We start from the raw sequence: 12,636 nt of genomic DNA on the forward strand, positions 1-12,636 counted from the left end.
TGGCTCTCCCTACCCCTGACCCCTCCACGACTTCACGATTTACGATTTCACGATTTACGATTTCACGACTTCACGAAAAACGTCGCCATCGTGCGACGAAAAAGCCGTCCGTGCCATGCCTGTGCGGCCAGGTAGCCACGTACGGTCCTTCGGCCACAACTTGGCATGTTTCCGGGAGCGTTTTCGAAGCCGGTTCCCGAATCCATTCAGGAAAGGCCTCGGAGAAATCGTCAGCCACCCCTTGATTTTCCAGCTCAAAAACCGTGCACGTGGCATAGACCAGAATCCCGCCCCTTCTAACAAAACGGGCGGCCTGGCGCAAGAAGGCCTTTTGGGTGAGGCTGGCCCGGTAAGGAGATCGTGCGCTTCGACGCCATTTGATATCGGGATTTCTTCGAAGCACTCCAAAGCCTGTGCATGGCGCATCCACAAGCACTCGATCGAAAAGCCCTGTCTCTTCCGGCCTTAACTCCATAACGTCGGCTTCCAAGGTTCGGACACAATCGAGGCCTTGACGTCGAGCATTGAGCTCGAGCTCTTCCAGCTTCCAGGCGTCCCGGTCCACGGCCACAATTTCCCCTTGGTTTTTCATCAGGATTCCCAGATGCGTCGTCTTTCCGCCAAACCCCGCACACAGATCCAAAATGCGCTCTTTGGGCTGAGGATCCACCACCAGGGCTACCATCTGGGAGGCGTCATCCTGCACTTGAATCCATCCAAGAGCATAGGGTTCGCAGGTTCCCAGATCCATGCGGACGGACCCAAGACGAACGGCATGGGACAGAAGCGGGGAAGGTTCCGCCGGGATATTCCTTTCGCGAAACCATTGAATCACCTGGTCTCGATCCGCTCTTAAAGTGTTGACTCGACAGGTGGTTCCCGCCGGTTCATTGTTGGCGCGCAATAATGCCGACGCTTCTTCCAAACCCCATCTTTTCAAAGCATATTCCGAATACCACTCAGGATGGGACGTCATGACGGAAAGCCATAGCACCGCATTTTCATCGGCCCTTGGCCACGGCCATTTCCCTTCCATGCGCAGCGCCTGGCGAAGCACCGCGTTCACAAACCCCACCGTGCGTTTTGGATAAGCCGTCTTGGCGATTTCCACGGTCTCATGAACCGCTGCATGAGCTGGAATCTTTTCAAGGAAGAGAATCTGATAGAGGCCGAGACGAAGGAGGAGGCGTACATTCGGGTCCAACTTTTTCCCTTCAGTCAGCACCTCCAGGTGCCAATCTAAACGTTGCCTCCAGCGCAACACCCCGTAAACGAGTTCGGTAAGCAAAGCACGATCTCGAGGGTCAATATGAGGGTTTTGGCCCAGGGCCACTCGCAGAAGGCGGTCTGGATGAGCTGGACGTCGCTCCATCTGCAGAAGCAAACGGTAAGCCAGGGAACGTACGTCGTCCATCAAGGTCTTTCTTGGTTCGTTTCCATGAGGCTCGTCAACACGGCGCGTACTTCCTCAAGAGGCACCCGCGTATCCACGCACGGCCCATGGGGTCTCTCGTTAAAAATGCCGTACACAGGCAAAGGCAGCGTATCTTGAATACCGCTCACAAGGTCGCGTTCACAAGCCACCGCCACAATGAGGTCGGGACGGGTTTCCGTCACAATACGACGAGCCATGGTGCCTCCTGTGGCCACAGCCAGATGGATCCCATAACGTTCTTTGATTTCAAGAAGTTCGGCGATAGGGCACTGGCCGCACCTTTTGCAATTGTCTACATGAAAGGTGACGCGTACAGGACACTGAGAAAACTGAAGGCAATGAGGCATAAGCAACAACACATGACGGGGCTTCCTTCGAGATCGCACCCAGGCAAGGACCAGTTCGTTGTTAACGTTTACAAAGGCATGCTGCACAGCCTTTTTGGATACCCCTACAAGTCGCCCCACGAGGATCAGCAAAGGAAGAAGCACTTTGGCGCTCATGTGGCGTAACAGAGCGGAAAAGGGGACATCGCGGCCCAGCAGAATGGAGACGATAAGAAGACCAAAACCGCTCAATAATGTGGTCAAGAGTACAACAAAAAAGATCCCTGCCACCTGAGGAAGCAGAGGATGAAGGCGTTCAAAACCCCAGTAGGGTACTGCAAAGAGAAGCCCCAGCCCTGCCACTAAAAAAACACAGGCCGCCAAAAGCAGTCCAATGATGAGGGATTTTTCTGATAGGAACGAACCCATGAGACCGAAGGGCTTTCTCGCTCAGGTAAAGACCGAACCGAGGGGAAGATCGTAGCCTCTAAGGAAAGCCTCTGCAGGCACCGGCTTTCGCCCCTCCATCTGAAGCGTTCCTATAGCCACGGCGACTCCATCGCCGGCGCGTACGAGCAGACCGTCCTGGGAAAGGCCCAGCACCTCCCCCGGAAGCCCTTCTGCGGAGTGTGCCGTCAGGCGGGCGTTAAAAAACTTGATCCTTTTTCCCCCATGATAGCTAAACGCCCCTGGCCAAGGATCAAAGGCTCGAATCCGACAACTCACGGAAGCCGCAGATTCCTGCCAAGGAATATGGAGTTCATGCTTTTGAATAGGAGGTGCCAGGACAGCTTGCGTATCATCTTGAGGCACGGGTCGGCACGCACCGTGAATCCAAGCTTCCAGAGTTCGGCAAAGGAGCTCGGCTCCTACTCGGGCCAAGGTGTCGTGCAGTGTTCCAAAAGTGTCGAGCTCACCGATGGGTACCCGTTCTACGGCCAGGACAGGACCGGTGTCCAGACCTTCAGTCATAAGCATGATGGAAACGCCGGTTTCCTTTTCCCCATGAAGAACCGCTCGCTGAATGGGGGCCGCGCCACGGTATTTGGGCAGCAGTGAAGGATGAACATTGAGAGCACCAAAGGGAAAACCTTCCAAAAGACTCTTTGGAAGGATCTGCCCATAGGCTACAAGGACCAAAGCCTGGGCTTGCAAGGAAGTGAGATCCCGAACTGTTTCCATATCCCGAATTCGATGAGGCTGCATCACCGGCAAACCCAAGCGATCTGCTGTTATTTTTACAGGGGAAGGCGCCGGTTTTTGCCCACGGCCCTTGGGACGGTCGGGTTGGGTCACCACCTGAACAATGTGCACACCGCGCTCGTGCAAACGCAATAGAGTCGGTACGGCAAATTCCGGTGTACCACAAAAAACCACTCGCACCGGATTCCCTTTCAGGCCGATGCCTCGAGAGCCCGCTTTTTCCATTTTCTCTTGAATATGTCTTTCTTAATGGGATTGAGGTAATCGATAAAAAGACGCCCGTTCAAATGGTCGATTTCGTGTTGCAGGGCGACCGCAAGCAACCCGTCGGCTTGGATCTCTATAGGCTTTCCATCGGCGTTCAGACCACGGACAACAACCTTTTCGTGTCTTTGAACCGGAGAAAAAAAGTCCGGCACACTCAAACACCCCTCTTCCCACACGATGTGTCCCTCGGCACGTACGATCTGAGGGTTCACCAACACGATCAAGCCGTGAGGGTCGTCTTCCTTTTGAAGATCCACGACGATAAGTTGAACGGGCTTGCCCACTTGATTAGCCGCCAGGCCGATACCTGGGGCGTTGTACATGGTTTCGGCCATATCGTCTATGAGTTTTCGGACCTTTCCATCCACTTTCTCGATGGGTTTCGCTTTTTCTCGAAGTACAGGCTCCGGATAAATGCAAATGTTCAAAAGGGCCATGATTCGCCTCGATTTGTCTTTCGTCATGCACTGTTCTGAAGCTTTTACCGTACTGTTTGACAGTAATAGTCCCACGGACAAATTGCAAGATAAGGTCGATCAAGTCTTTTCGTTTTCACAGGCTGGAGACCGGATCCCGATCCACGGCGATCTGAACCGAGGTCATGCCAGAGTGATGGACGGCTTTCTCAAGAATTCGTTCCACCGCTGTCTGAAGATCGTCGGCCTTCCATGCTTTCACGTAAAGATTATAGCGGTATCGCTTTTTGAGCTTTTGAATGGGTGCGGGAGCCGGGCCCAGAATCGCCAGAGGAATCCCTTGCGATTCTAATGCCTCTTTGGCGGCACGACCGATCTGCCCTAACACCGCGGCCGCCTGAGCGGTCATGTCAAGGTTCGGGCCTGTGACCAGCAAGCGAGCCATCCGTGTAAAGGGAGGGTATTGAAGAGCACGGCGTGACGTCAATTCATGCTCGCAAAAATGACCATAATCCAAGGTTGCCGCCGCCTGAATCACGTAATGATGCGGATTGTAGGTTTGTAAGACCACTCGACCGGGTTTTTCTCCACGCCCGGCTCGACCCGCCACCTGCATCAACAGTTGGGCCGTGGTTTCTCCCGAACGAAAATCGCTGATCTGCAGGGAGGTATCGGCATTGATCACACCCACCAAAGTGACATGAGGAAAATCATGACCCTTGGTGATCATCTGAGTGCCCACCAGAACCTGAACCTTTCTAGCTCGAAAAGCATCCAAAGTCTGCACCACCTTGGAAGGGCACGTCATCGTGTCCCGATCCATACGCAGGGTTTTTACATCAGGAAAGGTGCGCCGAAGTTCTTCCTCGACCCGTTCCGTGCCAAAGCCGAAAGGCACCATGACACCCTTGCCGCAGGCAGTGCATGTGCCGGGAATATTCTCTTCATGGCCGCAATAGTGGCACAAGACACGTTCCAAACTTTGATGATATGTCAAGCTCACGGCACAATGGGGGCATTGGCGCACGGTCCCGCACAGACGGCACAGGAAAAAGGAGGCAAACCCGCGCCGGTTTAAAAACAACATGGCCTGTCCGTCATCCTGAAAGGTTTCCTGCAACGCCTTCACCAGCTCGGGAGAAAGCACTCGATAAGGACCCCGATGCCGCCGCATATCCACAATATCAATCTGCGGCAATGGGCGGTCTTCTACTCTCTTGAGCATAGTCACCAGGGTGTAACGTCCTGTGCGGCCATGATAGTAGGATTGGAGGGACGGTGTGGCGGAACCGAGAATCACAGGCACATTGGTGATCCTGGCGCGCATGACAGCTACATCTCGAGCATGATAGCGTAATCGTTCTTCCTGCTTGTAGGACAGGTCATGTTCTTCATCGACTATGATCAATCCCAGATTTCTGACGGGACTCAAAACCGCCGATCGCACCCCTAGGACCACCGTGGCCTGTCCGGACCTGATTTTCCTCCACTGATCATCTCGAACCCCGGAAGCCAAGCCGCTATGCCAAACGGAAAGCCCATCTCCAAAGCATGCTCGAAATTGCGCCTCCAGCTGCGTGCTCAAAGCAATTTCCGGTACCAGCACCAAAGCCGTTCGCCCCTGAAGGATCGCCTTTTCCACAAGATGCAGGTAAATCTCCGTTTTTCCACTTCCTGTCACCCCGTAGAGCACAAAAGGTTTAAAGGAAGGGGACAAAACGGCCCCTTCCATGATGCTCAAGGCCGCTTTTTGCTCAGGGGTGAGCTCCACAGGCCTTGTGGTAGACACATCTTGTGCCAACGGGGATTCGCGCACCGTTTCCCGCTCTTCAACAACAATGGATCCTTCGGCGGCCAACTTTCGCACCCAGTAGGACGCCTGGGGTGCGAGTCGACGCAAGTCCCTCAAAGAACAAGCCCCCCCGGAATCCTGAAGAACATTCAGGAAACGCCTTAGGTGAGGGCTGGCGGCGATTCGCTTTTCTGAAGGCATCTGCCGCAAGACCACGATCTTTTGAATCTTTGCCGAAGGTTCCAGGGACGGCCAGGAGTATTGCCAGGAAACCCAGCCTAGGGATTCCAGACGTTTCAAATGGGCTTTCCATCCCTTAGGCAGGTTTTCAAGATCCTTTAAGTCCAAATCTTGTCGTTCCAAAAAAGCAGCTTCAAGAGCCTGAGCGCCGGGGTTTTTATTTTTGGGCTGTGAAGAATCCTGAACCCCGTAACGACCTTCAGATGTAAGACCATAGCGTTTTTGAGGATGAGCCACGAGGCTTGAAGGCAAGACCGCCTCCAAGACTAAAGGCAGGGGATGAAAGTAGTACCGAGACATCCACGCACACAAAGCCATCACATCAGAAGGAAGAATGGGCGCTTCGTCCACCACATGCCGAACCTCTTTGAGGGTCGCAGGATCAACATCTCCGGGTAAATGCTCTTCCATGGCCACCACCACGGCCACGGCTTCACGGTGTCCGAGAGGGACCAGGACTCGGCAACCTACCAAATTCTTTCCGGACCACAACGCCGAAAGACGGTAGTGTAGACATTCCGAGGGTCCTCTTAAAACGGCACACAAGACTAAATTCATGGAATCATTGGAACTCATGGATGGCCGGACTCCGCCGATTCCTTGGAAGCCACAGCGGGAAAACTCATGCGGGCCGCATATTCGCGTTGCTTATTCATGAAATCGGCCATAAGTGACTTGGGAATGGATCGAGCACGAGGAAAAGAAGTTTTGAGAAAATCCACCGGTCTTTCGTTCTGGTAAAATCGAAAATCCAGGTGCGGGCCTGTAGCCAGCCCCGAAGAACCCACGTAGCCGACAATGTCGCCTTGTCGTACGCGAGAGCCTACCTTGAGCCCACGGGCATAGTCCGACAGATGCCCATAGGAGGTTTTGTACACGGCATCGTGTTGAATTTCTATATAGCGGCCGAAACCACCGTTCCAGCCTAGCTTGACGACCTTTCCGTCACCGAGAGCACAGACGGGTGTTCCGGTGGGTGCCGCGTAATCGATTCCCAGGTGAGGCCTGAAGATCCTGAGCACCGGATGCAATCGTCGGTAGGTGAAGGTGGAGCTTATCCGCCGATAACTCAAAGGGGCCTTGAGAAACATTTTTCGTAGGGACCGACCTTGCGCATCGAAATAGTCCCTGAAGCCATCCGGAAATTCGTAAAGGTAGGCCTCGTACGTCTCCCCCGAAACGGTCATCTTTGCGGCTAGAATGGGCCCCCCCTTGACGAGCCGGCCGTCAGCAACGGTGATCTCGTAAAGTGCGGCAAAGCGGTCCCCGGACTGAAGATCCGACGTGAAATCCACATCATAGGCAAAGAGATCGGCTAAATCCATGACGAGTGCCGAGGGCATGCCTTGTTCCACGCAGGAACTGTAGAGATTATCCGTGATGGTTCCTATGACGGATTCCGTAAAAGTCAGCTCAGAAGGGTTTTCATGTCTACAAACCCAGGCATCCCCCTGTCTCAAAAGTAGGCGCCGTTCCCCCGATGATGCCCTTATATGAAGGCGCACCGAATCGCCCGTGTTCCGCAAGACGTCGATTTCCAAAACATCGCCAGGTTTCAAATCCTCCGGGCGACACGCCGCAAGAGCTTCCCCTTGCCACACACTCATATCCTGTAAGGAAAGACCCAAGGAAATGACAATCTTGTAGAGGTTGTCTCCCGACTTGACGGTGTAGTTCTTCTTCTCAAATCGGTCCCAGTACCGCAGTTCTAATGAATAGACATCTTCATAGACGGATTGTTGGAAAGGCTGAGGCATCGGTGCCCCTGTGTCTGAACTAACGGCTTCGTTTGCAGGGCCTTTTTCTTGAGGTGATTTCACCCACAAATGCCAAGCGGCCCACCCTGCTACCAAACTCAAAACAATAAGGCCCAATCCTCCCAAAAGCCTTCTCAACATCCTTCGCGCGTTGGAATATCCCATTTCCCCTCCATAATGATGTTGCTCGTGAGCCTTTTCCCTAAAAGTCCTAGCACATCCTTTGAGAATCGGTCAAAACAAAGCCGGCAACCCCCGGCGATCCTTTGTGTCTGCTTCAGATAATAGCTTGGTTTTCTTATGTTATCTCTTTTCTCCATGCCGCCCGGCCTGCCTCACAAAAAAACCCTTGAAAAAAAACTTGATTCCATGCGGCTTTTCAGCGATTTATGGCTTGCCAAGGGTTTTTCGGCCAGTATAATTGGCTTGCCAATTGAGAATTATTCGCCCTTGACGATTGTGCGCCGGCAGACGTTCCACAGCTTCCCTTTGGTGTGTAGCCAAGTACGGGGTCAGGCTTCAACGATAAACAGAGGAGGAGAGTATGACGAAGGCGGATCTTATTTCTAGAATGGCCGACGAATCTGGAATCACCAAGGCCGCGGCTGAAAAGGCTCTGAACAGCTTTGTGGCGGCTGTCGCCGACAGTTTGGCCAAAGGGGAAAAAGTGACGCTGGTAGGCTTTGGAACGTTCAGCGTTGCAGAAAGGGCTCAAAGGGAAGGGCGAAATCCGCGTACGGGCGAGACCATCACCATTGCGGCCAGCAAGACCATCAAATTCAAAGCGGGAAGCAAGCTTAAAGAAGCTCTTCAGTAATATTTTCGTTGACTGGGTTGTTGAAAAACTCGAACGTAAAATGCCGTAAACCAGGCACGCAACAACCTTTAAGGGGCTGGATGACAAAAACCCGGCACCATCTTTTCAGGGCCGGGTTTTTCCATTTTCTTGAAAGCTCGATGACCTGCCCAGAGTCCATGGAAAAACCTGCTTCTAAAGCCCTCATTGAACCCACAAGATCCCGCAAAGACATTCCCTTACCCGCCGATGCCTTTTTGGTGTTTACACACCAAGACTTGGTTCTCATGAAAGCCCAATGGCCTCAGCGGCACCAAAGACCCGGTTTTTTCCTCAGCGAGGTGCTCGTGGGTGAAGGGGACGGATCGCCTGTGGCTCTTGTAGGTCCAATGATTGGATCTCCTCAAGCGGTTTTGGTCCTAGAAAAAATGATCGCTTTAGGAGTCCGCCGGGTCGTCGCCTATGGATGGTGCGGCTCCCTCCAACCTCATGTGCTGATTGGCGATGTGGTCTTGCCTGAAGCCGCCTATTCGGAAGAAGGCACTTCGCCTCATTACCCTATCTCCATCCCCCCTTCCCCTTCTCGAACTCTCGTCCGTCTCCTAGAAGCGACCTTGCAAAAGGAAAAAGATTTTACAGTGCATAAAGGTCTCGTATGGTCTACCGATGCACCTTATCGAGAAACGGAGGAAAAAGTCCGTTTCTATCAAGAAAAAGGTGTTTTGGGCGTGGACATGGAAACATCGGCTTTGTTCACGGTCTCAGCCTTTCGAGGCATCGAGCTGGCGGCGGTGTTGGTGGTTTCCGATGATCTTTCGCAACTCCAGTGGCGACATGGGTTTCGAGACGCCCGCTTTCAGAAGACGAGAAAACGGTTGCCCGAACTCTTTCGTCGGCTTCATTGAGATTCAGTTCCGCTGTTCTACGCTTGCTCCCATCCATTGCTTGTGTGTATTTTTCGAAGCCGACTCAGTGCCTAGTTTTTCCGAGCCGATGGAGGTGAGCCCATGCACCAAGCCCGCGGCGTCTTGGCCGTGGATATCGGATCCGGCACTCAAGATATTTTATGCTGGTTTGAAGGCGATCTGATCGAAAATGCCGCCAAAATGGTCATGCCGTCTCCGACTCGGCTAGTGGCGCAACAACTGCGAGCTTTTCGAGAAAAGAGGCAAGATGTTTTCCTGATGGGACGCACCATGGGTGGTGGAGCCAGCAGCCGCGAAGTTCTTCTCCACCTGGAAGCAGGCCTCAAGGTTTACGCTTCGCCCGAAGCCGCGCTCACCATTCACGATGATCTGGCACGGGTGCAAGCCATGGGCGTCACGATCACCGAAAGGGCACCGCACGGGGTTTCTTCCATTTTTTTGAGGGACCTGGATCTGGACCGCATCGGGAACGCTCTTGCCCTCTTTGGTGTACCTCTACCTGATACTGTCGCCGTAGCCGTTCAGGACCATGGTTTTTCACCCAATGAAAGCAACCGTCTTTTTCGGTTTCGATATTGGAAAGAATTTCTTGATCGTGGCGGCGATCTACGAACCCTGGTTCAAGAACTCCCTCCGCCTTTTATGACACGCATGCATGCCGTCCGTGTAGATTGTCCTCAGGCTCTGATTCTCGATACAGGGATCGCCGCCATTCTTGGCGCGCTCATGGACTCGAGAGGACGCCAAGCCATGACGCATGGTTGCACCCTGGTCAATGTGGGGAATTCCCATACCATCGCCGCTCTTGTTCACGATCTCCATGTGCTCGGCATCTACGAACATCATACCGGAAGGCTGAACCCTTCCAAACTCTTTGATCATTTGAATCGATTTCGCCAAGGTCGGCTAGAACATGAGGAAGTGTTTCAAGACGGCGGCCATGGATGCGCCTATGGTCCTCAACCTTTAAAAGCATCTTTTGAAGCGACCCTGGTCACCGGGCCTCGGCGACGCCGATTTTTTTCTCATGAAAGCGTTTTTGCCGCTCCCTTTGGAGACATGATGCTTACGGGCTGCTTCGGTCTTCTGCAAGCGGCCATGTGGGCGCATGGCTTTCGAGAGGTCCTTGCATGAAAAGCGAAGAAGACATTCGAAGACGGGTCGAAAGACTGCGGGAACAGATTCGTTACCACAACTACCGCTACTATGCTCTGAACGACCCTGAGATCAGTGACGCGGAATACGATCAGCTCTTTCGAGAACTCCAAGAACTGGAAAAGGCTCATCCGGAACTGGCGTCACCGGATTCACCGACGGCTCGTGTGGGGTTTCCACCTTTGGAAGCTTTTGACGTGTTTGAGCATCCCGTGCCCATGCTGAGCCTGGAAAACGCCATGGACGAAGGGGAAATGATTGAATTTCATCAGAGGGTGCAAAAATTTCTGGGCGTCCACGATCCCATCGTCTACACGGCTGAGCCGAAAATGGACGGCCTTGCCGTGGAGATCCTTTACGAAAACGGGCGGTTGGTTCGAGCCGGCACCCGAGGAGACGGGTACCGTGGTGAGGATGTGACGCCAAACGTGAAAACCATTCGTGCCATTCCCTGGACCCTGTTTTCGAACCCCGAAGCTCCCCAGATTCCTTCGCTTCTGACCGTGCGCTGCGAAGTTTATATGAACCGAAAAGATTTTCACGAACTTAACCGGCAGCGGGAAGCTCGAGGAGAACCCCTGTTTGCCAATCCGAGAAACGCTGCTGCGGGGTCCTTACGCCAGTTGGACTCTTCCATCACCGCCCAAAGACCTCTCAAGGCGTACTGCTACGGCATCGGCCTTCTTGAAGGGCCTTCCTTTGAAACCCAATGGGATATCCTGAATGCCCTGAAATGGTGGGGACTTCCTGTCAATCCTTTATCGCGCCTTTGCGAGGGCTTACAGGAGGCCCTTCAGTATTATCGTGAAATGGAAGCGATGCGGCCCGAGCTTCCTTATGAAATGGACGGAGTGGTCTACAAGGTCAATCGCCTGGACTGGCAGCAACGCCTCGGGGAAAAAACACGCAGCCCTCGATGGGCCATCGCTTACAAGTTTCCAGCTCATTTTGCGGAAACGCGGCTTTTGGATATTCAGGTTCAGGTGGGTCGCACCGGAGTGCTCACACCCGTGGCGCACTTGGAGCCTGTATCTTTGGCAGGAGTCGTCATTCGCCGGGCAACCTTGCACAACATGGACGAAATTGAACGCAAGGACATTCGCATCGGAGACCACGTGATCGTGCAACGAGCCGGTGATGTCATTCCGGAAGTAGTCCGTCCCCTTGTGGAAAAAAGAAACGGATTCGAACGGCGCTTCACCATGCCCGCCCAATGTCCCGCTTGCCGTGGACCTGTGGTGCGTCTGAGCGGAGAAGCCGTGCATCGATGCATGAACCGCAGTTGCCCCGCGCAAATCGAAGGAGCCTTGAGGCATTTCGCCAGCCGTGAAGCCATGAACATCGAGGGACTTGGCAAACAGATCACCCATCTTTTGGTGGAACGAGGTCTGGTCAACAGTCCCGCAGATCTGTATCGACTCACCACATCAGATCTTTTGACCCTGCCGGGGTTTGCCCAAAAAAGCGCCGAAAATCTCATTCAAGCCATACAAAAAACTCGAGAACCCGACTTGGCCTCCTTCCTTTACGCCTTAGGGATTCCTCTTGTGGGTGCTTATCTGGCCGGTGTCTTGGCGGATCGTTTCAAATCCTTTGAAGCAGTCCAGGCTGCAACCTATGAAGACCTTATGTCCGTGGAAGGTGTCGGGGATAAAGTTGCAGAGAGTATTCGCCGATATTTTGAAAATGAAGACAATCAAAAGGCCATTCAATCCCTGTTCGAGGCCGGTGTCCGTCCCAGGACACTGATTCCTGAAACCGTTTCAAGGGAATCCAATGACTTCTGGAAAGGCAAAACGGTGGTCCTCACGGGAACTTTGAAGTCCATGACACGGGATGAAGCCGGGGAACGACTGCGTCGAGCGGGTGCTCGAGTGAGCGGATCCGTCAGCGGCAAAACCGACGTGGTCATCGTTGGAGAAAATCCAGGATCGAAACTTCAAAAGGCTCAAGCACTCGGAGTCACCATCATGGATGAGGAAAATTTTTTGAAGCATTTGCCGTGAGCCTTTTCTTGAAAGACGGAAAGGAAAAGATATGCAAAAGAAGCGAGTGCATGTGTGGATTTCAGGCAGAGTGCAAGGGGTTTTTTACAGAGCCTATACACAGGACGCCGCTAGAACTTACGGAGTGACAGGATGGGTTCGCAATCTGCCCGACGGACGGGTGGAAGCTGTCTTTGAAGGCGACGCTCCTGCTGTAGACGCCATGGTGCAATGGTGCCATCGAGGAAGTCCGCTAAGTCGGGTCGATGGCGTGGAAGTGCACGAAGAACCTTATCAGGGAGAATTCGCCGATTTCGGTGTGCGCTCATGGAGATGAA

General features: G+C 53.3%; 11 protein-coding genes. 5 read left to right on the forward strand and 6 right to left on the reverse strand.

The window, feature by feature from the left end; all coding sequences use genetic code 11:
- Positions 1 to 70: 70 nt before the first annotated feature.
- The 6 genes from rsmB to WHS46_11340 all read right to left on the reverse strand — a co-directional run bounded on the left by rsmB (position 71) and on the right by WHS46_11340 (position 7,436).
- A complete protein-coding gene (gene rsmB, locus WHS46_11315) occupies positions 71 to 1,414 on the reverse strand; it encodes a 16S rRNA (cytosine(967)-C(5))-methyltransferase RsmB (GenBank protein MEJ5349262.1) in 1,344 nt (447 codons plus the stop codon).
- Positions 1,414 to 2,190 carry a DUF116 domain-containing protein gene (locus WHS46_11320; protein ID MEJ5349263.1) on the reverse strand — a complete coding sequence of 259 codons (777 nt, stop codon included), beginning with the start codon at positions 2,188 to 2,190 and terminating at the stop codon, positions 1,414 to 1,416. The genes rsmB and WHS46_11320 overlap by 1 nt, the downstream gene beginning before the upstream one ends.
- Before the next feature lie 21 nt (positions 2,191 to 2,211).
- Positions 2,212 to 3,189 carry a methionyl-tRNA formyltransferase gene (gene fmt / locus WHS46_11325; GenBank protein MEJ5349264.1) on the reverse strand — a complete coding sequence of 326 codons (978 nt, stop codon included), beginning with the start codon at positions 3,187 to 3,189 and terminating at the stop codon, positions 2,212 to 2,214.
- Positions 3,156 to 3,668 (reverse strand): peptide deformylase, encoded by a 513-nt coding sequence (gene def / locus WHS46_11330; protein ID MEJ5349265.1) that lies wholly within the window; start codon positions 3,666 to 3,668, stop codon positions 3,156 to 3,158. The genes fmt and def overlap by 34 nt, the downstream gene beginning before the upstream one ends.
- Positions 3,669 to 3,783: 115 nt before the next feature.
- Complete coding sequence (gene priA, locus WHS46_11335) at positions 3,784 to 6,255, reverse strand: primosomal protein N' (GenBank protein ID MEJ5349266.1); 2,472 nt, start codon at positions 6,253 to 6,255, stop codon at positions 3,784 to 3,786.
- Positions 6,252 to 7,436, reverse strand: coding sequence for a peptidoglycan DD-metalloendopeptidase family protein (locus WHS46_11340; protein ID MEJ5349267.1), 1,185 nt, complete (start codon positions 7,434 to 7,436; stop codon positions 6,252 to 6,254). The genes priA and WHS46_11340 overlap by 4 nt, the downstream gene beginning before the upstream one ends.
- Positions 7,437 to 7,980: 544 nt before the next feature.
- On the opposite strand from WHS46_11340, the gene WHS46_11345 reads away from it, so the two are divergent.
- The 5 genes from WHS46_11345 to WHS46_11365 all read left to right on the forward strand — a co-directional run bounded on the left by WHS46_11345 (position 7,981) and on the right by WHS46_11365 (position 12,635).
- Positions 7,981 to 8,253 (forward strand): HU family DNA-binding protein, encoded by a 273-nt coding sequence (locus tag WHS46_11345; GenBank protein MEJ5349268.1) that lies wholly within the window; start codon positions 7,981 to 7,983, stop codon positions 8,251 to 8,253.
- A gap of 158 nt (positions 8,254 to 8,411) precedes the next feature.
- Positions 8,412 to 9,137 (forward strand): nucleoside phosphorylase, encoded by a 726-nt coding sequence (locus tag WHS46_11350; GenBank protein MEJ5349269.1) that lies wholly within the window; start codon positions 8,412 to 8,414, stop codon positions 9,135 to 9,137.
- Positions 9,138 to 9,239: 102 nt separating this feature from the next.
- Positions 9,240 to 10,292, forward strand: coding sequence for a DUF1786 domain-containing protein (locus WHS46_11355; protein MEJ5349270.1), 1,053 nt, complete (start codon positions 9,240 to 9,242; stop codon positions 10,290 to 10,292).
- Positions 10,289 to 12,319: an NAD-dependent DNA ligase LigA gene (ligA, locus tag WHS46_11360; GenBank protein ID MEJ5349271.1), complete on the forward strand. Its 2,031-nt coding sequence runs from the start codon at positions 10,289 to 10,291 to the stop codon at positions 12,317 to 12,319. The genes WHS46_11355 and ligA overlap by 4 nt, the downstream gene beginning before the upstream one ends.
- A gap of 31 nt (positions 12,320 to 12,350) precedes the next feature.
- Positions 12,351 to 12,635, forward strand: coding sequence for an acylphosphatase (locus tag WHS46_11365; protein MEJ5349272.1), 285 nt, complete (start codon positions 12,351 to 12,353; stop codon positions 12,633 to 12,635).
- The last annotated feature ends 1 nt before the right edge of the window (position 12,636 follow it).

Origin of the sequence: Desulfosoma sp., from assembly GCA_037481875.1 — a bacterium.
Lineage (GTDB): Bacteria > Desulfobacterota > Syntrophobacteria > Syntrophobacterales > DSM-9756 > Desulfosoma.